The organism is Acinetobacter sp. (genome assembly GCF_039596015.1).
GTDB lineage: Bacteria > Pseudomonadota > Gammaproteobacteria > Pseudomonadales > Moraxellaceae > Acinetobacter.
Genome location: NZ_JBCNKN010000009.1, coordinates 57,569 through 81,996 on the forward strand (window position 1 = coordinate 57,569; position 24,428 = coordinate 81,996).

21 protein-coding genes are annotated in these 24,428 nt (G+C 38.2%); 15 read left to right on the plus strand and 6 right to left on the minus strand.

What is annotated here, in order from left to right; genetic code table 11:
- Window position 1: 1 nt before the first annotated feature.
- The 3 genes from nrdR to glnK all read right to left on the minus strand — a co-directional run bounded on the left by nrdR (window position 2) and on the right by glnK (window position 2,379).
- Complete coding sequence (nrdR, locus tag ABDV70_RS10050; RefSeq protein ID WP_343597463.1) at window positions 2-463, minus strand: transcriptional regulator NrdR; 462 nt, start codon at window positions 461-463, stop codon at window positions 2-4.
- 127 nt (window positions 464-590) lie between these two features.
- Window positions 591-1,979, minus strand: a complete 1,389-nt coding sequence (locus tag ABDV70_RS10055; protein ID WP_343597464.1) for an ammonium transporter — start codon at window positions 1,977-1,979, stop codon at window positions 591-593.
- Between the two features lie 61 nt (window positions 1,980-2,040).
- Window positions 2,041-2,379: a P-II family nitrogen regulator gene (gene glnK / locus ABDV70_RS10060; protein ID WP_004749947.1), complete on the minus strand. Its 339-nt coding sequence runs from the start codon at window positions 2,377-2,379 to the stop codon at window positions 2,041-2,043.
- A gap of 243 nt (window positions 2,380-2,622) precedes the next feature.
- Between glnK and ABDV70_RS10065 the strand changes: the two genes are divergently transcribed.
- Together ABDV70_RS10065 and ABDV70_RS10070 are read left to right on the plus strand one after the other, a co-directional pair.
- Window positions 2,623-2,859 (plus strand): accessory factor UbiK family protein, encoded by a 237-nt coding sequence (locus ABDV70_RS10065; RefSeq protein WP_343597467.1) that lies wholly within the window; start codon window positions 2,623-2,625, stop codon window positions 2,857-2,859.
- Between the two features lie 56 nt (window positions 2,860-2,915).
- Window positions 2,916-3,827: a magnesium chelatase domain-containing protein gene (locus tag ABDV70_RS10070; RefSeq protein ID WP_343597469.1), complete on the plus strand. Its 912-nt coding sequence runs from the start codon at window positions 2,916-2,918 to the stop codon at window positions 3,825-3,827.
- Window positions 3,828-3,929: 102 nt separating this feature from the next.
- Here the strand turns inward: ABDV70_RS10070 and ABDV70_RS10075 are convergent, their stop codons facing one another.
- A complete protein-coding gene (locus ABDV70_RS10075) occupies window positions 3,930-4,994 on the minus strand; it encodes a hypothetical protein (protein ID WP_343597471.1) in 1,065 nt (354 codons plus the stop codon).
- A gap of 427 nt (window positions 4,995-5,421) precedes the next feature.
- On the opposite strand from ABDV70_RS10075, the gene ABDV70_RS10080 reads away from it, so the two are divergent.
- The 13 genes from ABDV70_RS10080 (at window position 5,422) to ABDV70_RS10140 (ending at window position 22,630) form a co-directional block, all read left to right on the plus strand.
- Complete coding sequence (locus ABDV70_RS10080) at window positions 5,422-6,504, plus strand: XRE family transcriptional regulator (RefSeq protein ID WP_336943637.1); 1,083 nt, start codon at window positions 5,422-5,424, stop codon at window positions 6,502-6,504.
- A gap of 205 nt (window positions 6,505-6,709) precedes the next feature.
- Window positions 6,710-6,889: a hypothetical protein gene (locus ABDV70_RS10085; protein WP_001141890.1), complete on the plus strand. Its 180-nt coding sequence runs from the start codon at window positions 6,710-6,712 to the stop codon at window positions 6,887-6,889.
- 114 nt (window positions 6,890-7,003) lie between these two features.
- Window positions 7,004-8,017, plus strand: coding sequence for a nucleotidyltransferase (locus tag ABDV70_RS10090; protein WP_343597474.1), 1,014 nt, complete (start codon window positions 7,004-7,006; stop codon window positions 8,015-8,017).
- A complete protein-coding gene (locus ABDV70_RS10095; RefSeq protein WP_343597476.1) occupies window positions 8,017-9,729 on the plus strand; it encodes a ThiF family adenylyltransferase in 1,713 nt (570 codons plus the stop codon). The genes ABDV70_RS10090 and ABDV70_RS10095 overlap by 1 nt, the downstream gene beginning before the upstream one ends.
- A gap of 5 nt (window positions 9,730-9,734) precedes the next feature.
- Window positions 9,735-10,196: a Mov34/MPN/PAD-1 family protein gene (locus ABDV70_RS10100; RefSeq protein ID WP_109703645.1), complete on the plus strand. Its 462-nt coding sequence runs from the start codon at window positions 9,735-9,737 to the stop codon at window positions 10,194-10,196.
- A gap of 2 nt (window positions 10,197-10,198) precedes the next feature.
- On the plus strand, window positions 10,199-11,593 hold the full coding sequence (locus ABDV70_RS10105) for a dsDNA nuclease domain-containing protein (protein ID WP_343597480.1): 1,395 nt from the start codon (window positions 10,199-10,201) through the stop codon (window positions 11,591-11,593).
- Between the two features lie 44 nt (window positions 11,594-11,637).
- Entirely contained in the window at window positions 11,638-13,449 is a 1,812-nt protein-coding gene (locus ABDV70_RS10110; protein WP_343597481.1) for a hypothetical protein, read from the plus strand.
- An 802-nt stretch (window positions 13,450-14,251) separates the two neighbouring features.
- On the plus strand, window positions 14,252-15,919 hold the full coding sequence (gene leuA / locus ABDV70_RS10115) for a 2-isopropylmalate synthase (RefSeq protein WP_343597483.1): 1,668 nt from the start codon (window positions 14,252-14,254) through the stop codon (window positions 15,917-15,919).
- 56 nt (window positions 15,920-15,975) lie between these two features.
- Window positions 15,976-16,326, plus strand: a complete 351-nt coding sequence (locus ABDV70_RS10120; RefSeq protein WP_343597485.1) for a cupin — start codon at window positions 15,976-15,978, stop codon at window positions 16,324-16,326.
- A 35-nt stretch (window positions 16,327-16,361) separates the two neighbouring features.
- Window positions 16,362-17,279 carry a diiron oxygenase gene (locus ABDV70_RS10125; RefSeq protein ID WP_004787335.1) on the plus strand — a complete coding sequence of 306 codons (918 nt, stop codon included), beginning with the start codon at window positions 16,362-16,364 and terminating at the stop codon, window positions 17,277-17,279.
- Window positions 17,280-17,292: 13 nt separating this feature from the next.
- Complete coding sequence (locus tag ABDV70_RS10130) at window positions 17,293-21,210, plus strand: amino acid adenylation domain-containing protein (protein WP_343597489.1); 3,918 nt, start codon at window positions 17,293-17,295, stop codon at window positions 21,208-21,210.
- Between the two features lie 48 nt (window positions 21,211-21,258).
- The gene (locus tag ABDV70_RS10135) at window positions 21,259-21,744 is read left to right on the plus strand and encodes an SRPBCC family protein (RefSeq protein ID WP_131261690.1); all 486 of its coding nucleotides are present in this window, start codon (window positions 21,259-21,261) and stop codon (window positions 21,742-21,744) included.
- 13 nt (window positions 21,745-21,757) lie between these two features.
- Window positions 21,758-22,630, plus strand: coding sequence for an EamA family transporter (locus ABDV70_RS10140; protein WP_004787342.1), 873 nt, complete (start codon window positions 21,758-21,760; stop codon window positions 22,628-22,630).
- A 60-nt stretch (window positions 22,631-22,690) separates the two neighbouring features.
- Here ABDV70_RS10140 and ABDV70_RS10145 read toward each other — a convergent pair whose 3' ends face one another.
- On the minus strand, window positions 22,691-23,473 hold the full coding sequence (locus ABDV70_RS10145) for a helix-turn-helix transcriptional regulator (RefSeq protein ID WP_343597493.1): 783 nt from the start codon (window positions 23,471-23,473) through the stop codon (window positions 22,691-22,693).
- 67 nt (window positions 23,474-23,540) lie between these two features.
- Window positions 23,541-24,416: an IS982 family transposase gene (locus ABDV70_RS10150; RefSeq protein WP_343597515.1), complete on the minus strand. Its 876-nt coding sequence runs from the start codon at window positions 24,414-24,416 to the stop codon at window positions 23,541-23,543.
- Between the last annotated feature and the right edge of the window lie 12 nt (window positions 24,417-24,428).

Sequence of the window (24,428 nt, forward strand, 5' to 3'; positions counted from 1 at the left end):
GTTATTTATTGTTCTCATTTTGCATGGATTCAATATGGCGACGAAATGCTTCTACATCCTGAAAGTCCTGATAAACAGAGGCAAAACGCACATAGGCAACATGATCTAAGGTAAATAAAGATTGCATCACAATTTCACCAATGGTACGCGAACTGACATCACGTTCGCCCAAACGACGAATTTGTAACTGAATATCGCTCAAGACAGCTTCGATCTGGTCTTGTGTCACTGGACGTTTTTGTAACGCATGCATCAGTGAACGGCGTAACTTGAGTTCATCAAACGGTTCATTTTTACCATTGGACTTAATGACACGCGGCATGACGACTTCATAACTTTCAAAAGTGGTAAAACGTTCTCCACAGCCCACGCATTCTCGACGTCGACGAATCTGGCAGCCTTCCGCTGCTAAACGAGAGTCGATTACCTTACTGTCAGGAGCATTACAAAATGGACAATGCATTACAAATTTAATCAGCTTATATATTCCTATCTAGTGTATCAAAATTCTTTGAGATACTAAATGTAGTGTTCAAAATAAAAAACAGCCCCTATAAAAGAGGCTGTTTCTTGAATTTCACATCTATTTTTTATTCGACACGTTCGCCATGTTGACTTAAATCTAGCCCCATACGCTCATCATCGTTGCTAACACGCAAGCCAATCACAACATCGATCACTTTAAGAATAATGAAGGTCAAAATCGCACTATACGCCATTGTTGCCAAAACACCTTCGACTTGAATCCAGACTTGATGCACCATGTTTGTTGGTGCTTTACTGCCCATAATAAATGAGCTGGCAAAAACACCTGTTAAAATTGCACCTGCAATACCACCAACAGCGTGTAGACCAAAGGCATCGAGTGAGTCATCTGCTTTAAGTGTACGTTTAAGTGCTGTAATTCCCCAGAAACAAACCACACCACCAATTAACCCCATAATTAAAGAGCCGCCAACAGTGACATAGCCTGCTGCTGGTGTAATCACCACCAACCCTGCGACACCACCCGAAACAGCACCTAATACAGAAGCTTTACCACGTACCAGTTTTTCAACAATTGACCATGAAATTGCAGCAGCAGCGGCAGCAACCTGAGTTGTAACCAGTGCATAACCCGCAGCACCATTGGCACCCAATGCAGAACCACCGTTGAAACCGAACCAACCGACCCAAAGCAAACTTGCACCAATCACAGAAAGAACCAGATTGTGCGGAGCCATAGATTCTTTACCCAGCCCAATACGTTTTCCAATTACATAAGCAGCAACCAGACCTGCCACACCAGAGTTAATATGGACAACTGTACCACCTGCAAAATCAAGTGCGCCATCTGTGCCTAACCAGCCACCACCCCAGACCCAGTGTGTAATTGGAGCGTAAACGACAATCACCCAAATGGTAATAAATGCGATAAAAGCACCAAATTTCATTCGCTCAGCGATAGAACCACTAATAATGGCAACGGTAATAATCGCAAACGTCATTTGGAAAATAACAAAAAGAATTTCAGGAATTGTGCCTTGTAAAGACTCAGTGGTAATGCCTGACAGCATCACTTTACTGAATCCTCCGATAAAAGAATTCCCCGTATCAAAAGCAAGAGTATAGCCAATCACAACCCAAACAATACTGACAATCGCTGCTGCCATAAAACTATGTGCCATGGTGCCAAGTACGTTCTTTTTACGAACCATACCACCATAGAACAAAGCCAAACCAGGAATGGTCATGAGCAGAACAAGAGCCGTTGAAATGAGAATCCAAGCAGTATCACCTGTATCCAGTTTGGGTTTTGCTGGCGCTGCCGGAGCGGGAGCAGGCGTTGTTGCCGTAGCGGCGGGTGTTGCAGATACATTTGATGCAGCAGCCACAGTTTGTGATGGTGCTGAAGCAACTGAAGAGGCTTCTTCTGCCCAAGCAGCAGAACCACCCAATAAAGCGCCGGACAAACTAAGCGCCATGATTATTTTTTTCATGTGTTTCCCCCAACCTTTTTTTCTTGCGAGTTAAACTATACTCAGCAAACTTTATGCCAAACTAAACAGCATCTGGACCAGTCTCACCTGTACGAATACGAATAACCTGCTCTAGATTGGTTACGAAAATTTTACCGTCACCAATTTTGCCTGTGCTAGCAACGCGTGTGATTGATTCAATGACTGAATCAACCATTTCATCACTAATTGCAATTTCAATTTTTACTTTCGGTAAAAAATCAACAACATATTCAGCACCACGGTACAGTTCGGTATGACCTTTTTGACGACCAAAACCTTTGACTTCTGTGACCGTGATCCCTTGAACGCCGATTTCTGATAATGCTTCACGCACATCATCAAGCTTAAATGGTTTTACAATTGCAGTTACGAGCTTCATGTTTGTTTTCCTTCGGCTTATTTTCCAGCTGTAAGGTTTTATGTTCAATTTTCATGCCAATATCTCTGCGGTTAGGGGAATACAGAAATATTGCATATCAATAGATACTTATACCTTATTTTTCGGTTCGAGTTGAGGGCGATGATAAAAAACTGTCATTTTTTCAATTTTATTTTGCCATCAAGCCGTTTTGCTCAATGTCATGTTAAACTAATCTAACTTATAAGAACTGAGTGGAAATACATGTTAGAAACCTTATTACAAGCCATTTTGGCGCAAGTTGAACAACCAAAGAAAGATTTAGAGCACAACTTAAGAGCACTGCTCAGTGAGACCATCAGCCGTATGGATTTAGTTTCTCAAGCTGAAATTGACCGACAAAAAAAGGCCTTACAAATCGCAAACCAACGCTTAGATGCACTTAAACAACAGGTAGACCAATTAGAAATTACACTGAAACAAAATCAAAAAGCACTGTAATCGTGCATTGCAAAATAAAAATATTGAAATAATAAGCACCAAAATGGAACAAAATAATGTCTTTTGCCAAAATTTATACTCGGGGTGTGTTCGGGTTAAATGCACCGCTTATTGAAGTAGAAGTTCATGTCAGTCAGGGATTGCCTTCTTTAACTATTGTGGGATTACCAGAAGCCGCTGTTCGGGAAAGTAAAGATCGTGTTCGTTCAGCAATCATTAACAGCGGATTTCAATTTCCAACCAAACGCTTAACCATCAACCTTGCGCCTGCCGATTTACCCAAAGATGGCTCCCGTTTGGATTTACCGATTGCTTTAGGTATTTTAATTGCATCGGGCCAACTGCCTGACTCACAGACAGATCAATTTGAATTTATTGGCGAACTGGCACTCGATGGACAACTCAGAAAGGTGTCGAGCGTTTTAACCATTGCGCTGGCTTGCCAAAAACAAAAACGCCACCTGATGCTTCCAACAGAAAATCTGGCAGAGGCAAGCCAAGTTCAACAGCTTTCACTTTACACAGCCAGTCATTTAAAAGAAGTCTGTGCGCATTTTTTGGGACAACATCGTTTATCCCCTGCACACATTGAACCGATATCAGCCAATCAAACGACCATTGCTGATTTGTCCGATGTTAAAGGACAGTTACGCCCACGTCGTGCGCTAGAAATTGCAGCAGCGGGCGGGCATTCTCTGTTATTTCGAGGGCCTCCCGGAACAGGAAAAACACTGTTGGCCTCTCGCCTGCCTAGCATTCTTCCGCCTTTAAATCAGGATGAAAGTCTGGCTGTTGCGAGCATTCATTCAATTGCCCAACAACCTTATCAGTTTGGACAACGGCCCTATCGCTCACCGCACCATACCGCTTCTGCCGTTGCATTGGTCGGGGGTGGTTGTCATTTCCAAAGAACTATGCGACATTACAAAGAACTGTGCGACAAAATTAAAAAAGTTAATAACACCTAAAAGAAGAGTAAATTGCTTCAAAATAGTCAAATCTATTCCTAACTTTTAAAAAACTTCAGCCATATCTTTTGTATTTGTATTTTTCATTAAATTTATTTTCTACTACGATTCCTCTATTACATGTTCTTGGGAAAGTTTGTTCAGATGCTGAACCATGAAGAAATACTGCCCATGTAAAGTGCGGGTAACTAAACTAGTTATTGGCTTACGCATAGTTGGATCTATTAACTTACGCAATTCATTACTATCATAAGTGCGTGTCTTAAGTAGGCCATCTGGCAGAATATTATTACTATTTAAGTTCTTAACCAATAAGCCTACATTTTTTTCATCACCATATACAGAAAGGCTAATTCCGTAATCTTCTCGTGCAGTTATTACAAACACACCAGATATATGTTTATATTCGTCCGATTGAAATCTATCTGTTGATACAGGGCTGCCATTATCTTTAAATACATCAGTTCTTGTATTCCATTTAAGTTGATAAGGCTCAGTTGGGGATTCTGGAGGCTGCCAATAAGGCCTGTCTAAACCTAATAAAGCTTCTATAACAAGTGGTAAGCCACTTGACCCTTTTTGTACCTCTTCAGTTACCCCAACCATATAGACATCTAGTGGATAAAACAATGAGTCATTTACAACAATTACAACTGGCTCATCTTCAGGAATAATTTTATTCTCAATATAACCTTTTATAATATTAGCCTTAGTTTCTATAACCCCTGTCATTTTCAACAATGCTAAAGAATTCTCTCGACAATTAGTTTCATGTTTTGGAAATAACCGTCCTTGCACATCTTCCAAGATTTGAACCATTTCATAATTTGGATTCGGAGTAACAACTTCAAACCAAACTGTTTTCCCGTTTTTTGTAGCTTTGAAATCAGGTCCGAAATCTTTACTACTCAATTCAAATCCATCTCTTAAAAGACGGTCAGCAACAATTAATTCACCCAATCTTTGATGATATTGTTGTTCTAATAAAATAGCCGTGTCGAATTGGGTATCATTAAGTTCATAACCATAAAAGCGTTCTGTTAATGCTTCAAGATTTTTAAGTGCTAATTCAATTAACTCTTCACAGCCAGGATAACGCCCAAGTAAAATTTTCTTCCACTTTTCCAACAGAATATCTAGAATCTTACATTTCGCATCTTCAGTCATTATCTCGCCTCAAACAATCAAAATTAACTTACCCAAAAAACCCAATCGCCCTTAAACCTGATTTTTATAAGAATAAATCACTTTAACATCCCCAAAAATGATCAAAGATTTAATAAAGTGGCCTTTTCTAAATACTCAAAAGTTAAGCTACCTCTCACAAGAACACTGATCATTTTCTATCTTTGCCATAATATTCTCATGCTCAAATTTTGATATAAGATTTCAAGTAAATTTAAAAAATTCAAATAAAATGTAAAATCAAAAACACTATATATTGTGCCTGAATAAAAAACCACTACTACATAAAGCAAGATTAGATAAAAACGAAACATTTTAGGAATAATTTGAAGAAAAATTTGCATATGCTTTTTTGTTCAGTTATCATTCGATTAACTTGATCTGTAAGTCAATGATCTTGGAGGTGAATATGACTCATTTCAATCCTGACATGCTTAGTATTGCACGAAACTTTCGTGGTCTTAGTCAAACTGAACTAATTGCTGTAATGGGACAGTCTATTACCCAGGCTTCATTATCTAAAATTGAAAGTGGGGACTTAAAACCCTCCGATGAAGTTATCCAAAATCTATCCAATGCCCTACATTTCCCTATACGATTTTTCGAACATATTGAAAAGCTAAATGCACTACCAATTAGTTTGCATGCATATAGAAAAAAAAGCTCTACCACAGCTAAAGCATTGAGCCGCATGAATGCTGAAATGATGTTAAAAATGGGCCATGTACAAACATTAGAATTGTTCACAAATGTGCCAAAAAGAAAAAATTCCTTACCAACTTTTAAAATTGGCCTAGATGTAAACACTCCTCAAGAAGCGGCTAAAAAGCTTAGATCATTGTGGGCGTTAGGAAATGAACCTCTTGAAAACCTAACTGCCACTGTGGAAGATGCAGGGGTTTTAGTCTTTTTATGCGACTTTAAAGATAACAATGTTGATGGCGTATCCTTAAAAATGCATGGCGTGTCTCCATGCGTATTTCTAAATGCAAACCAGCCAAATGATAGAATACGCTTCACATTAGCACATGAGCTTGGGCATTTGGTCCTCCATGAAGAACCATCTGAGTTCATGGAAAAAGAAGCAAATGACTTTGCTGCCGAATTCTTAATGCCAGAAGAAAAAATTATTGATCAATTAGGTTCAACCAATTTAGCTCATTATCTAAGACTTAAAAAGGAATGGAAAACCTCAATGGCGGCCTTAATCTATAGGGCGTCAGAGTTAGGAACTATAACTTCAAGTCAAAGTGCCAATTTATGGCGGCAAATGGCTATGCGTGGTTATCGTAAAGTTGAACCAAATGAATTGGATCGAGAAGCGACATATAGAGTAGCTTCAATGCTCTTTGACTACGCAATAGACGCAAAAAAAACATCAACATCTGTCATTAGTGAGTTATCTCAATTATTTGACTTATATGAAGATGACTTTAAAAAACTATATTATTTTGACCTTGATTCAATGGAGACTATCGAGATGGTTTCATAAATTAAAAAGCCGACTCTATTGGGTAGAGTCGGCTTGATAGATTTTCACACAGGAAAGGCATATGGCTCTAAGCCCTACGCATACCTCATGTTAGATCTGGCTGTCAGAACCCCATTCTAACATTTAGGCCCGTAAATCTCAAGATTTACCCGCTTATTTTGGTATGCGCCCTGAAAAATGAGCCGCCAAAATAGGAGGGCTAACAATGCCTACCGAAAATCAAGACTTCGTGTTTTGTAAATCTTATCGCCATAAATCTGGAAAAATTATTGTCCATCCAACTGGATATTTTAAATTTCCCAGAACTCGGCCATTGAAAGAAGAAAAGGATGCTATCCGTAATAAAAAATCGGATGATCCTGATAACTCAAACTCAATATCGTAAACGAGGTTAAATAACCTACTGCTGTGCATCAAAGTTCACAGCAGTAGGTTACTTAATTTTTCTGATCGCACTTAATTTTATGCCCCATTTTAGTACATGGGCTCAGAGAGAATTATGACAACTCAACAGCAGTTTCTTGACCTACTTTCCGATATTGAACCATCTACAACAACGGTTAATGATTGTTCAAGCGCACATAATACGCTTCGTGATGCTTTAAAAGTGCATAATGAATTCAGCAAAGTACATGTGCATACGTTCTTATCAGGTTCCTATAAAAGAAATACGGCAGTACGTCCGACCACCATAGGCGGGATTACACAAAGACCAGATGTAGATATTATTGCTCGCACCAACCATACAATTAACGATGATCCCCAAATTGTCTTAGATGCAGTCCATACAGCATTAAAGGATATTGGATATACCGATCTTACCGTTAACCGTCGTTCAGTAAATGTTAAGTTGAAAAAAGTTGATATGGATGTTGTCCCTATCATTTCAGATGGATATGGTGGCTATCTGATTCCAGACATTCATCTTGAAGAATGGCTAGTTACCAACCCTCCAGCCCATACCGAGTGGACTATTGAGGTGAATAAAAATGCAAATGGTCGATTTAAGCCTCTTGTGAAGCTATTTAAATGGTGGCGTCGTGAGAACTTATCTGATTTAAAACGACCAAAAGGATTCATTTTAGAATGCCTGGTTGCCAAGCATATGAATTACTACGAATCCAACTATGAGAAGTTGTTTGTTTATCTTTTAGAAACAATCAGGGATTCTTATGGGATTTATGCGTCACTAGGCATAATTCCACATTTAGAAGATCCTGGTGTTGCAGGCAATAATGTTTTTTCTGCGGTCACAGCAGATGAGTTCAAAACCTTTTATGAAAAGGTAAAAGAACAAGCTGCTATTGCACGAAATGCCTTAAATGAAACAGATGATGATAAAGCATTAGCTCTATGGCGGCAGGTCTTGGGTAATCGTTTTCCTCGTTCGGCATCACACAAAAGTGCAAATTCTGCTGATATGGCCAGCTCTTTAATCCGTTCAGCTTTAGGTGCAGGATTAACATTTCCATCAACCCCTGTTTATCCAAATAAACCAGGAGGCTTTGCGTAATGGAACTGCTAAAAACACCCTTAGAACGCTTGATTCAAGAACGGCAGTTATTGACCGATCTTGAAAATGAGGAAAACAGTTTTAAGATTCAGGAGTGGAACTCAACAGACACTAATGAACTGCATTTAAACTTCTCTCTCAAGATAGGAACTGTAGATTTTAATGGTGTTTTAGTATATCCAGAGCTTTTCCCAGAGCTACCAGCATATATACGCCCACAAAACTCTGGTGAAAGATGGAGTATCTTGCACCAGTACGGTGGCTCAGGAGTGCTGTGTCTAGAATACGGTCCAGATAATTGGAATACCAATATCAGTGGAGTGGAACTAATTAGAAGTGCCCAGATTCTTTTATTAACAGACGCAATGACTGTATTGCAGATGGATGTAGAACCTGTGCCCTCTAGGCATTCTGAAACAATAGGTCAAAAATTAAGAGGTATTTCAGAAAGGTTCATTGAAACACCAATGTTACGTCACATACTCTTAAATAGTGACCCTGAAAAAATGGACTTTAAGGTTGCCATCTCAAGCTTTCGGGACAAGACTGTTATTGTTCCAACAAATATTCAGAACAAACCTCTACCTGACATCGTCCCATCATTTTCTAATGAAAGATTTGAATTGTCTGGATGGGCAATAAGAGTTGATTCTGTTCCTTTATTAAAGGAATCTGTAAATGATCGACTTTCGTTAGAATCCTTTTTAGGCAATTTATGGCCTACTCAGGAGGAATTCACAAGTTCCATAAAGCCTCTATTGTTATATGACTTAAAAGGTAACTTGGAACTATTCTTAATTAATAATACAGCACCACTTTTCGTAAGTTATCCAGCTATTAATCTACATGATGATGAGAATCAAAGATTGCCAGCACAATTTAGCAATATCAATGATGCAAAGATAGTAATTGTTGGTCTTGGATCGTTAGGAAGTAAAATTGCAATTTCACTGGCACGGTCTGGCTGTAAAAACTTTCTACTTATTGATGATGATATTCTGGCACCCCAGAATCTTGTCCGTAATGAACTCAACTGGTTAGATGTTGGCTTTGCTAAAACCCATGCTGTTGAAAGAGCATTAAAACGAACTGCATTAGACATGCAGGTTGAAACGTATGAAATGCAAATTGGTGGACAGGAAAATCCTCATTTAAATTCCAATATTGCTAATGCCATTGGTACATGTAATCTGATTATTGATGCGACAGCAAGCTCACATACATTTCTAACCTTAGCTGCGATTGCTAAAAGAAAACATATACCAATGGTATGGGGTGAAATCTTTGGTGGCGGTGGTGGAGCAATGATGGCCCGTAGTCGCCCAACGTTAGATGCCTCACCTTTAGAGCTTCGCAATCATATTTATGGTGTCTTACAAACGTTGGAACCAATCCCAGAAGGCAAAGTTAATAATTACGGCTTTCAAACACAAAACCAAACATATATTGCATCAGATGCAGATGTAACGGCTCTTGCAGCGTCTATGACTCAGTTCACATTAGATACTTTATGTACAATTGATGAGCAATCCTCTTATCCATATTCAGCATATTTAATAGGGTTCCGTAAATATTGGATATTTCAATGTCCTTTTGATACCCATCCTATCGATTGTTCAGGTGCGTTAGTAACAGAATCTCCTACGGATAAACAGATATCTGAAAGTGAAAATGGCAATTCTATTGAAGAGCCTGAACCGATGAAAGGTTAATACTAATGCTGAAAATATCCATTCCTACTGATATACAAATTTTACTGATAAAAGCCCTGTTGAAGTCTGGAACCCACGAATGTGGCGGTGTTTTAATGGGTGAGCATATAGGTACAAACCATTTTAGAGTTAGCTCATTAACTGTTCAAAAGAGTGGAACGATAGCATCCTTTGTACGTGGAATTACGGATGCTATTAAAGCAATTAGCCTTTTTCATAAATCAACAAACAATAATTATCAAAAATTTAACTATTTAGGTGAATGGCATAGCCATCCTCTCTTTAGTGTACAACCCAGCAGTAAAGACCATCACACCATGAGGGAATTGGTGTCCGATCCAAAAGTGGGTGCAAATTTTGTAGTTTTACTGATTTTTCATTTAAAAAACAATCATCTTGAGGGCAGTGCCCACACCTACCTACCAGATGGTTCCTGTTACCCATCCACCCTAAATTTAGAGAGATAATAATGAGTGCAAGTCTGTTAGAAAAACAATCAACTGGTGGTGCAATTGCACGAGTAGGGTTTGAGTATCAGGATGCTTTTGTATTAAAGAACTTGCCTCTCTGGCTATCTGAAAGTGCTTTTAGCCACATTGTGAGTGAATCAATAGGTGATGTCGAGGTTTGCTACTTCTCTTCAGAAAACGAGTTACAGCGTGTCATGTATGAAGCCAAAAATCATCCGCTGACTTCTACAGATTTTTGGAAAGAAATTAAGCGCTTCAAGGAGGCTTTTGATATTCCATCAGGTGAATATACTCGCTTTGGTTTAGTATGCCCACTCTATACCTCTACACTTCACCCATTTCTTGCCCAAATTGAGAGAATTAGAGGTGTTGGTTCTTCATACAGTGCAGATTCTGTAATTTTACAAAAAAGTCGTCAGGATATTATTCAGTGGTGTAGCGATAAGGGATTCGAAACCTCACTTGCTGAGTTCGCACTTGATCATGTTGATTTCCTGTCTTTCAATGCTGAAGATAGTGACTCTGTATTTATAGGCGAAATTGAAGAGAAATTATCCAATATTGAACTCACTACACGTAAAGCCAAACAGTTAAGAGATCAGTTTAAAAACCTGATTTCTCGTTCTTCTTTTGGTCCAATATATCGCAAAGACTTTGAAAATTTTATTTGCCATGCTCTTGAAGAAGATAGAAGCCAGTGGCTATTAGATCCTATTAAAATTAATCTTTCAGCATCATCCAGTCAGTATCAAGACTTAAACTTAGATATTAGTGATTTCAATGGTCCTGATCGTGCTCAAAAAAACTCCAGCGACTGGAACAACCTAATCAAAAAAGCAGTATCGATTGGGGATTTCATTCATAGCAGTGGTGACCGTAGAACCCTCCTTATAGATGGCAAACAAAGAATGTCCACCGCATGTATGCTTGGCTATGTTTTTAGTGCCACACGTAATTTCCTACTTGAAATAGAACATAATGGCCTCGCATATCGCACTGATGACCATAAGCAAAAAGAGGGACAATTTTTTACTAAAATCGACGCTGTTGAACGACAGGGTGAAACTGAAGCCATAGTCACTATCGGATTTCCTACAGCTATAGGTAACGACATTGACTCTACGATTAATGAAGTAAAGAACTTGCCTAGATTGAATTTAGAAAGCTCTCATGCCATTGATAATATGGAAACTCTAAATCTTGCTGTCAGAGAGGCAAAATCTGCTGTAGTTTCATTTAAATCCGAAAATAAGTTATCTAAATTACACCTCTTTATTAAAGCACCCTCAGTTTTTGCAATGGTCTTGGGACATCGCTTGAATGGTGTTTGCGATATCCAGCTTTACGATTGGGTAGATGGACAATATATCCCTACAGCCGAACTGAACTTATAAGAAGAATTGACTAGTCGATAATATTACCAATAGATAGGTTGATCATGAACAATCATTCTAATGAAGAAAATACTGATAACTCTTCAGATAAAAAAAAATCACCCGCATTCAAAGTTCTTGAATCCAATGCTGAAAAGTTCTTAATGGTGTGGTGGTATGGGGCGTTAGCAAAAGCTGAACGTAGAAATACCCAACCTAAAGTTCATGTTGCTTTTAGGGAACTTCTGGAAGATTACACAGCCACAGATAATTTTATTTTTATTGATGCCAATATAACAGATTTGGTGTCTTGGCCCATTGGCACAGTCTGGCATCATGAACGATTGGTTGATTATCTTCCCTTAGAAATACGGGAGTTTGATATTGACCATACGGATTTTAAACATACCTATGTTCAAACATATAAGCGAGACGAAAAGACAGGGAAAATAGATCATTTCTTCTCAGATAGGAATAAATTTTATATTAACCCAGGCCAACGTGAGAATTGTATTTCTTTTTCTTTAAAGGATCAGGAATATAAGGAGCTTCTCGTACCTTGTTTTGAGTTTCTGGTAAGAGGATATGGTCTCTCTACAGAACTTCCTAGAATTCTGACAACATATGATGAGGCCGAAAGACATGAACGGCTCTACACACCTCATCCAGAAGAAGAAAATACCTGGACGATCCTTATTGGTGATAGCCTCACATCAGATGATCATGTATTTATTGCCTACTATAAATACAGCGAATATACCCAGGATGCCGTAAGGATCTTATTTAGCAGTATTGCAAAACATGATGATTTTACTCAAAGAAACCATATATACCCTAAAGTAATGCCATGGCATGAGGAAACGAGAAAAATTAGGGTTTCAGGTTTCTGTCTCCCTAACACCAATGCCTTTTTAGCCTTGACTATTCTTGGAATAGAATTACCTGATCAAACACTCATCAGACGTGTTCCAAAAGTAATTCGCCGCTTTAAGAAAAGCGTAGATTTAAACACCCCTAACCCTCCTCAGTTGCAACTAGGTCCTGGTCAGATTAACGTATCTGAAGATCAAGGGGGGCGCAAACCATTATCACAGTCGGTTATTTTAGGTCATGAATTTACATGGTTGGGTGAAGGCCCTATCGGGGAAAAAAGTAAAACGAAGTATGAAAGAATCATCACCCAACCACAGAGAAAGAAAAATATAAAAGAAATAAATATAATTGGTACAGGAGAACCTGATAGCTCTACAGAAGTGCTTAATTCCCAGATCAAACCGACTACTGATCAAGATAAAGCAACGGAGTTTGAAGCTCCAGATCATGGAAGAATTATAGGCCTTTGGAAGGCTTGCTTAAAAGCATGTAGATTAAATCCTAGTATTATCAATACAGTACACTACTACACTTTTGAAGAAGAGTTTAATTACAATGATAAACCAACTCTCATGGCCTTTATTACAGACTCAGAAGAACAAGCTCATATAAACTGGTGTTATGCTGACTCATCCAAGACACGCCCCCGTGGGGCATTGGTCATTCGATTATCTCTTGTAAATTCCCTACCAGTTTATATTTTCGATATACAACCAGCGACTTATGTTTCAACTGTAGATGGAGAAAGCGTCCTAAAGGAACGTGGACATGCTGGAGTAATATTTAGGTCAAGAACCCTAGAACAATTTGAACAGTATATTTCTGATCTCATGGAAAGTCTGCCTTTATCAGAAGGCTCTTATACAACAACCATCTTGGGCTCCAATATGGTTACCCAGTTATTTGTTTTTAGACACTCAAAATCTGCTGGTTTGTCAGAGGGTGAATCAACTTTATTGAATGCTCTAAGAAAAATTGGGATTACCAATATTAAAATAACTTAAGAAAAAGAAGGAAAAAATTATGATTATTATGGCTCAAAAGCCTGAGCATAATTATGGACGATCAACGAACCTGTAAGCTATTAAAATTCGTTTGCTCGAATACTTTGCTTCTTTCAAGTAATCCTATTGCTGTTTCAATAATCAATAAAGAACTTTCTTATGATTGCCCTGAGTTTCCTAAAACACACATTCCTTGAACCATTGCTAACAATGGTTCTTACAATTGCAATCAGATTAATATCAATAAATATTTACTAATCCATTTGAGATTCAACAATTAATCGCTCAAGCCAATCTATAATATGTAACATCGATATTGGTAGTTTTTTTGCAATATCTGGATCTAAACTAGCAAGCTCCGCTTGTTAGACGGTGGCAATCTACCTATTTGCAATAATTGGATCGAAAATCAGATGCACCCTGATCCTAGACATCGAACATGCAACCATGTTGTTTACTAGCTCGCTGCACTGTTGCTAATGATTGCCAATATAACGGCATTAATCCAGTATGCAAATTTGAATAGGCTAGATCTGTATGCCTATGTAAGTGATATGTTCAAAGGGTTTCCAACACAAAGAGAGACTTAGATCGAAGAATTACTTTCTCAGCGCTGAAAACCAGCCCCTGTTAAAACATAGTCATAGGGGTCACTGGACTATTACACTTTATTTTCATAGCTCTAACATAAAAAGCATTTTTTATTAAATTGGCACTTTCGGATACGAGGACGTCCAGCCTGAATAAGCAAGTTTTTATCAGCATCCTACAATGAAGATGAACTTTGTTAAGGGTGCTTCCCATGATTACCAATCCATCAACCAAATATAAACCAGCAAATGTTGTGTCAAATACAAATCGCGTTTGGCCGAACAATCAGCTGAAATCAGCTCCGCGCTGGTGCTCTACAGATTTGCGTGATGGTAATCAAGCACTCGTTAATCCAATGGATCATGATCGTAAGCTCATGTATTTCAATCATCTTGTTCAATGTGGTTTTAAAGAAATTGAAGTTGCATTTCCAGCATCTTCTGATACTGAATTCGATTTTGTTCGTAAATTAATTGATCAAAAGCTAATTCCTGATGATGTCTGGATTCAAGTTATGACTCAGGCTCGACCAGAGTTAATTAAGAAAACCTTTGAATCTTTAAAAGGCTCAAAGCAAGCGATTGTTCACGTTTATAACGCTACCGCACCCGTATTCCGCGAGATTGTGTTCGGAAATACTAAAGAACAAACGATTCAATTGGCATTGGATGCTGTTGGTTTAGTAAAAGAATTGTGTAACTCAAATCCTGGTACCCACTGGTGTTTAGAATATTCCCCTGAAACCTTTTGTTTTACAGAGTTAGAATTTGGATTAGAGATTTGTGAAGCTGTTAAAGACTTATGGCAACCGACAGCTGAACGGCCATTAATCTTGAACTTGCCTACAACTGTTGAGGTTAATACGCCTAATGTGTTTGCTGATCAAATTGAACTATTCATTCGCCAATTCAGCAATCTTGATCATGTGACTATCAGCATCCATCCACATAATGACCGTGGTACTGGTGTTGCGACAGCTGAACTTGGTATTTTGGCTGGTGCACAACGGGTCGAAGGTTGTTTATTTGGTAACGGTGAACGTACAGGTAATGTAGATATCTTAACTTTGGCTTTGAACTTATATAGTCAAGGTGTTGACCCTACTTTGCAGTTTAATGACATCAAGAAGACTGTAAAAATTGCCGAATACTGCAATGACTTGCCTGTCCATCCACGCCACCCATATGCCGGGGAACTTGTGTTTACTGCTTTTTCTGGCTCTCACCAGGACGCAATTAAAAAAGGGTTTGCACATCGTTTTGAATCTGGCGAAAAATTCTGGAATATCCCCTACCTTCCAATTGATCCAAATGATCTAGGTTGCACATACGAAGAAGTTATTCGCGTTAACAGCCAATCTGGTAAGAGTGGTGCTACATGGCTCATTGAACAAAACCATGGTTTGAAATTACCTCGCAATCTTCAGATAGATTTCAGTGAAAAAGTAAAGGCTTATACGAACTTCTCTGGCTGCGAAATGGGCCTAAGTGATATTTGGCAGTTATTCCGTGATTCATATGGAATTGTCCCAAATCCAGATCTATTCCTTGTCGAATACAAGAGTGAATCGGTCAACAAAGAACAGCATATCCATGGCAAGTTCAACCACAATGGAAACTTAGTTGAATTCTCAGGTAAAGGCAGCGGTGTACTTATTGCTTTAATGGATGCAGTTAAGAATTCATTTGGTATTGATGTAAATATTAAGGACTACTCTGAACATACACTTGGCGGCAACACAAATAGTCGTGCAGTGACATATGTAGAGATTGAAACGCGATCTCAACGTAGTTATCACGGTGTTTCAATTGATGCTGACTCATTAAATACATTGCTACAAGCAACGTTAAACGCGGTTAACAATTCAATGAAAAATTAAACAAACAAAAACTCGCTCATAAGGCGAGTTTTTTTATATCAGGAGTAACAGAAGTAATGGAAAAAGTCCTACACATACCTAATCAAAATTGGGAATCACCGCCAGGTTTTGACGCAGGGATTGAGCAGATAGTTATTAAAGATACTTTAAACACAGACACAAAAACGGGAGTGAGAACGCGTTTTGTTCGGTTCAATGCTGGAGCTGGCACAAAAACAGTATTTATCCATGATTACCACGAAGAAGTTTATCTGGTTTCTGGTGACCAAATTTTATTAGACAAAGATAGCTTGCTTAACAAGCAAAAATATACAACCGGCGCATACTTTTTACGGCCAGCTGGAACCAACCATGGACCTTTCTGCAGTGAAAGTGGCTGCATCTTACTTGAAATTCATTACTACTAATTTGAAGAATATAATTTAATAGAGAAAATACAATAATGAACTATCAGACTCACGCCGACTCATGGGAACAGAAAGCTACTATTCGTACTCGTCCAAGACGAATCATTGAAGATGATGAGCTTTGTTACTACCCAAAAGAACGCCAGCCCCTTTGCTTTGATCCAATTATTGAAAAATTAGGAAAAAATGTTCAAGACACGATCTTGCTTCAAAGCCTTTATAAATACATAAAAGACATCATTATTTTTGAAACTGAAATTGTTAATAAAACAGCTTCAGATATTGCTAAGGGCCGCTTCCCTTTCGACTTTCCGTTTTCGGTTAAACATGATGCGATGTCTGTAGTAATCGATGAAGATTATCATGCATTTGTAGCAATGGATTTTCAGAATCAATTACAACAGCAAACTGGAATAGATCCATTCAGAGAATTCAACGAAATTGAGTTGAGCCGAGCTATCCCACGAGCAATTGCACTCCTTGATGATACTTTTCATAAATCAGGTATGGAGCTGATCGCTGTAGCTATTTCCGAAAACACAGTAACGAATGATGTTGCTGCATTCTCTAGGGATGCAACGATCAAACGGTCCATTAAAGGCATTATGTCTGATCACTTAGCTGACGAAGGACGTCATGCAAAGTTTTGGACAGAAATCTGCAAAATTTATTGGTCATCTATTAGTGAAGAATCACGTTTAGCAATTGGCTCAGTAATTCCTACTTTTCTTGAAGAGTACTTAACTAATGATATTCAGAAAGAATTCGATACAGCACTAATTAATGAATTGTCTCTTCCACCAATTGTAAAAAAGAAGCTCATTGAAAGTACGGTAGACGGCTATCCAATCACAGGCCAGCACCCAATGATCGTGAACATTCGAAGATTCCTGGTTTCATCTGGCATCGCTGATCACGCTCCTACTCGAAATCTTCTGGGACAATATTTTTAAGGTGGTATAACAAATGAAATTACTAACTATAAAATTAGATCAAAGCTGCCCTTTTTCGAGTGAAATTGAGTCTCACATTTATGAATTAGGTCATGATGTAGTTCTTGAAAATATTGCATCAAGTCCGTCCAATTTTGACTATCAATTTAAACGGTATGATCCAAAGTATGCTGGCTCTGACGCAGCTGACTCAATTTTTCTCAGTATCAATTATTCAGATGATGAAAAGGCATATACCATTTCTGCTTTACAGTTTTCTGAGAAAAATACTGTCTTGATAGCTAGTTCAAAAATTCCTGATCAAGATTTTTTGAATGGTGCCGATGTTAACAAAAAGTTGTTAGTCGCTTTTGAAGGTGTTGTATCGGATACGCTGGTTCATTTATCGAATGAAATCACCGATAAATCATTACCTTCAGGCTTTGAATTGGCCAACGTGGACGAAATTGATCTAGATGCATTGAGTTATTGGCATCATTCAAATGAGAGCAAATCAGATCGTTTGTATACTAAGAATCTGTATAAAGCTTTTGAGCAGACAACAGCGTTATATCCAACGAATACAGCCATTAAATACGGTAATCAATCGATCACTTATGCTGAATTGGAAGTAAAAGTAACGCAATATGCAACGAATATTACAGCTCAACTTGAAGCAAAACCTCAGCAATCAATCATTGCACTTGCATTGCCAAAATCAATTGAACTTTATGCTGCGATCCTGGCAACACTTAAGTTAAATGCTTGCTATGTGCCCATTGACCCAGAATATCCAGAAGAACGGATGCACAATATTCTATCCGGTGCATTACCTGATTTACTTATTGGCTCATTGCAATTTGAAACAGCTGTAAAATCGGTTTCTGTAGATATTCTTGAAATACAGCCTAGTAATATTTTAGCAATAGAAACACCTGAAGTATCTGACACAAATGCTGTCATGATTTTTACCTCAGGTTCTACTGGAATGCCTAAAGGGGTAAAGTTAACTCACAATAACATTGCACACTTCTGCAATTGGTACATTAATGAAGCTCAAGTTGATCCAACATCTAGATGCCTTCAATTTACAACAGTTTCATTTGATGCATCTTTATTAGATATCTTTCCAACGCTTATTGCTGGCGCAAAGCTGATTGTTCCTTCAAATGAACAACGCCATGATTTCGATCAACTAAACGAGCTAATTCGTAAGGAAAGCGTATCTCACTGCTTTATTCCTCCAGCCATGCTTTCTGCATTACCGCAGTATGAATGGCCATCAATGAAATACATTATTACTGGTGGTGATGTTTGCGATAACACTGCTATTAATTATTGGTCCCAACATACAAGCCTGATTAATATTTATGGTCCTACAGAATGTACTGTACTGGCAACATTCAAAAAATTCAGTCTAAACAGCAATAATAAAATAATTGGTAAGCCTATTGAGAATACTCAAATTTATTTGATTAATGAGCATGGGAAAGCATGCCAAACTCTTGAACATGGCGAGTTGTATATCGCTGGTAAAGGTGTTGGTCCCGGTTATGTAAATGATGAAGTACAAACACAAGAGCGCTTTGTAAAATTAAAAGGGTTTAGCTTATTTAAAACCATGTACCGGACTGGTGATATTTGCTATTGGGATGCTAATGGTGAGTTGAATTTTGTTGGACGTCAGGACAATCAATTGAAAATTCGCGGCTTCCGTGTAGAAATTGGTGAAATTGAAAATGCTATCTTAGCAACCGGTTTTTATGCTGGATGTGTTGTTATCGCGGACAGTAAAAAACAAATTAAAGCCTTTGTTAAAGACCCAGCTAATGGTGTCACTACAGAAGATCTACGTGACAAATTAGTCAACATTCTTCCAAATTATATGCTGCCTTCGGTCATAGTCGAAGTAGAAGAATTCCCCTTCACTATTAATGGCAAAATAGATCGGAAGGCCTTAGCTGAGATTAAAACAAGCTTTACAGTTGAAGTAGAAGAGGAATGGACTGATCTTCAAACTGAATTGCGCCATATTTGGGCCAATGCCTTAGATCTAGATTTGACAGAAGTTACTCTTAAATCTTCCTTTTTTGATTTGGGCGGACATTCTTTACTTGTTTCCAAAATGCTCCTTACTGTTAAAAAAAGCTTCAAAGGCAGCTTTACTTTAGCGCGATTCATGGAAAACCCAACGATCGAAGCTTTGAGTAATTTACTTACTTCGAATGAATTGTCGAAAGGTGCACAGATTTCGGATCGTATTTATTCAGATATAGTTCTGGATCAAGAGATTCAACCTTTAGAGATTAAAAACGCTCATGCATTTAATCCACGTTCGGTTCTTCTAACAGGAGCAACCGGATTTTTAGGTATGCATATCCTTGAGCAATTAATTCAGCTTACTGAAGCGACTATTTATTGTCATGTTCGAGCATCATCACCTGAAGCAGCTTTGCAAAAGCTTAACGATAACTTCCAAAAGTATGGTGTAAATGACCTAACAGGCAATCCACGAATTAAGACTGTTTGCGGAGATCTTGCCGAACCAAGTTTAGGCTTAAGCGAAAATGATTACGCCTTTCTTGCGAAAAACATTGATGTGATTTACCACAATGGCGCTCAAGTTAACCATATCTATGACTACGACTACTTGTATAACTCCAACGTTAGATCGACAGTTGATTTAATCAAACTTGCTTCAATAGAACAGCAAAAACAGTTGGTATTTATTTCAACTCTTAGTGCCGCAAGTAATTTAACTGAAGATGGATACATTGTTGAAGATGGCCCAGCAGCTGAATTGCCAGCTTTCGTTAACAACGGATATAACTTAACAAAGTGGGCTTCAGAACAATTAGTTTGGCAAGCATATGAACGTGGGCTGCCTGTTACACTTATTCGCCCAGGGAATATTACCGGTCACTCAAATACAGGCCATTGCTTCCCCGATCAAAACCGAATTTTGTTATTACTAAAAGGTTCTGCCCAGCTAGGCATCGCCCCTGATTGGGATCTTCAATTTGACCTATGCCCTGTTGATTTTATTGCCAAAGGGTTAGTTGAATCTTCTTTAGACCATACAAAACACACACCAGTATTGCACTTCCATAATCCGATGCCCCTTACATGGAAAGAATATGTCAGAAGATTGAATCATCACGGTGTATCTATTGAATTCATTAATGATAAAGACTGGCGCGAGATGTTACTGAATCTTGATGAATCAAATGCGTTATACCAAGTTGTGTCGTTCTATTTGGATGAGACAAACGAAGATATTGGCGACATTTCAAAAATCGAATTCGAAAAAACACAAAACCGCTTAAGACTTTCAGGAATGGATTACCCAGAAAAAAATCACCAGTTACTAGATGCGAATCTAGGCTACCTCATTTCAAGTGGCTTTATTGAAATACCTGAAGATAAAAAAACCCAAGTTTCACAACAACACAATTCTATGGAGAATTACATGAGTTATTCAGAACAACGCGGAACATTAATCCAACTTCCTACAACAAAAACAGTTAGTACGGCCGTGACTATAAAAGCTGCTCCTAAAGATGTTTGGAAAATTGTAGGTGACTTCACAGGCTTTGATAAATTTGTTGATGGATTAAATCGCATTGAAATGTCAGGCGATGGAGTTCGCTCAGTTCGCCATAAGTTTTTTGCTGATGGGAATGTTGTACTTGAGCAGCTGAACAACCGTGATGACGAAAAAATGCTTATGGACTGGACCTTAATCTATACAAGCATGGATATCGGCAACCTATGGTCATCAATGCGCGTGGTTCAAATTGATGAAAATACCAGTCAAGCCATTTGGGATATTGCTGCAGCACCATGGAATAAAGAAACTCCACAGGCTGATTTTGAAGCATTCTTGGCTGGGTTTGCCGCTGGTGCACTCAACAATGCCAAACAAATTGTCGAAAAACAAAAAGCGGCTTAACACCTTTACTAACAAGTGGGTTTAATAGCCCACTTTTTGGAGTGAACAATGGAAAACAACAATTCGCAGCGTTATTTTTACCCTTCAGTTCCATTTACAAAAACTTTGCATATGGAACGTACAATTATGGCCCCTGCTGCAGAAGTTTGGGCTGTGGTCGGTAATTTTTCTGCTTTTGACCGCTTCACTGATGGCCTTGGTAAATGTCAGATGATTGGAGAAGGTATTGGCCAAGTACGTGTTAAAACGTTTGATTCTGGTGATTTTGTCGTGGATCAGCTCTCATATCGTGATGAAAAAGAAATGAAAATGCATTTCAACATCATCAATACATCATTAAACATTCGAAACTTGTGGGAGTTTTTGAGAGTTGAAGTGATCTCGAGTAATGAAAGTAAAGTTGTATGGGAAATGGCCGGAGAGCCAAAGCTCGGACTACAGGAAGAGCTAGAAAAATTTTTAACCGATTTTGCAGAAGATGCACTTGAGAACATCAAAAACATATGCATCGAGTATGAAAACTCTACCAATTAATAAAGGATAACCGATGAGTACCTTCTGGTATCTAGCTGCCTTAGGTGTCCCCTTTATTTGGGGCATTCAAGCAGTAATGTTGAAATTCGGGATAGGTGAGTTTCCGCCTATCTTTATGGTCTCGTTACGCTTCTTGATAATGTTCATTTTGCTCATACCGTTCCTTAATCGCTTAAAAGGTGATTTTAAGAAAGCTTTACCAATTGGTTTAGCACAAGGCGTTGCACATTTTGCTTTACTCTATATCGGCTTTAAGTTTGTCAGTGTTACAGCTGGCATGATTGTTTATCAAACAAATGCCATATTTACGCTTATGCTTGGTGCAATCGTTCTTAATGAGAGAATGAGCAAACAAGGGCTGGTGGGTATGACTGTTAGTTTGATTGGTGTTGCCCTCATCATCGGCCTACCTCAAGAAAATTCTAGTATTGGTGGTCTATTCTTAATTGCCGCATCTGCATTTATGTTCTCTGTTGGGAATATCTTTGTACGTAAGTTAGGTCCATTCGATCCAGTAGGTCTAAATGCCGGCGTATCATTGATTGCATTCCCTTCACTACTTGCAATCTCATTTATGACTGAACAAGGGCAGTTAGCATCAGTGCAAAATGCATCTTTAGAAGCATGGGGCGCACTTCTTTATACTGCAGTACTGGGTGGCGTAGTTGCATTCATTCTTTGGTATAAATTATTAACAAAATTTAGCGTTGATAAGATTTCACCATACAGTTTATTGATGCCTTTTTTTGCAATGCTCGGAAGCATCGCGATTTTAGGAGAACACGTTTCGATTAGTAATTGGATTGGTGCATTCATTACTGTAGGTGGTATAGCAATTATTCAGTTCGGTCATAAGCTGTTTAGAAAACAGCAGCCTATTAGATAGATCGGTGTAATGGTATGGCGGTTAGAGATACTGACAAATTCTACCGCCATTTCGAAATGATCAAATTGTTTTCATTTCGAATTCATTTGGATAACTCACGAATGAACTTGGTGACATACCTACTCGATTTTTAAAGGTAATACTGAAAGAGCTTTGGCTATCGTAGCCTACCTCTAAAGCCGCATTTGTTACGGAATAACCACTTGCCATAAGCTCCATACTTTTTAGCAATCGTGAGCACCGTAACCATTCACCAAAACTCATACCGGTTTCAGCATGAAATTTACGGTTAATTGTTCGAACGGAAACATTCAATACATTTGCTACATCAGCTAACTCCCACGGACGCGCATAACTTTCTGAGATCCTTTCACAAAAGTTCTTAAGTTCTGGTGAAGTCGGTATAGGTACATTGAAGTCTGTAAATTGAAGTAAGCGCAATTCATCAAGTATAAGTTCGCTAATTCGTTCTTCTCTTGATCCTGGGTTGATCTGATCATCAAACTCAGCTGCCGTATTAATCAACTCTCTCAACAAGGGATTTACTTGGAAAATGCCAAGATCATTCGTTAAGTCGGCACGGGCAATTGGATCAATAAAAATTGTACGAACATCAACATTGCCAATAGCTATCAGACTATGCGTAACACCAGCTGGAATTAACAATCCTCTAGATGGAGGGATAACCCAACAACGTCCATTTGCGTATACACGGATAACGCCCTTAATTATGTGTAGCAATTGGATTACCTGATGATTGTGTTCAGGTTCTTCAATTCCATGTGTATAGACATATTTTATCGAGCGTATGGAATTCTGAAGTTGTTTGGTTTGATAAAACATAACTAATTCTGCCAATAATTTAAAAAACTTTGCAAAACGTATATAAAGTTTTAAATATACGCCACTCTCAACTTAAAATAAGGTTTTCGAGCTGAATCGGCGAATGACCTAATTTTTTATTTATCACAATACACATCGTATGCGACAGAATTTTACGAGTTATACGATGTGTTAAATGCCATAGGTCTTTTGCTCTTACCTTTTGGATGTGAAAGCGATCTGTTAATTGACTAATCACTGTTTCAATCTTTCTTCGAGCCTTCATGAGTATTCGCATCGCCTCTTTAGGTCTGGAATCTCTCATGTTTTTTCTAAAGGGTGTTTGTAAATCAATACCTCCATACTCATAATATTGTTTTAACTGTGGCCTTAAATACCCCTTATCACCTCCAAGTAAACCATAAATATTCTGTGTGATTTCAGGTGCTACATCTCGTTCATCACAATGAGCGGGTGTATAGGTATAACCTGTAATCATTCCGGAAAGATTAATAACGATATGCCCTTTGAAACCATAATATTTTTCTTGTTTTGCAGCACAATAACTAAAACCCGCATCCCCTTTAAAGTTTTTATGTCTCTTGGCCCTCGCATAACGACACACAGGAATTGGGAAACCATCAATAAAGTGAATATTATCTGAACCATAATGCTGAATGAGCTGTGACATAATTTCTTGATTTACCTGCCACAGATTTGCACAATGTTTACAGAAATTGGGATAAGATCCTAGCTTTGGAAACCATTCTAACCAATTGTTTTTAAAATACATCCATATACTTTTATCGGTATCTAGAGCCAGATATTCACCGACAATTTGCATAGTAATGATTTCAGCATCACTAACAGCTGGTGCAAAGCCACGGGTTCTGAGTGGTTGAGTAATAACAACTGGATAAAGTTCTTCTATGATTAAATAGACAGAAATGATAAATTCTTCAATGACTTAAAAAGT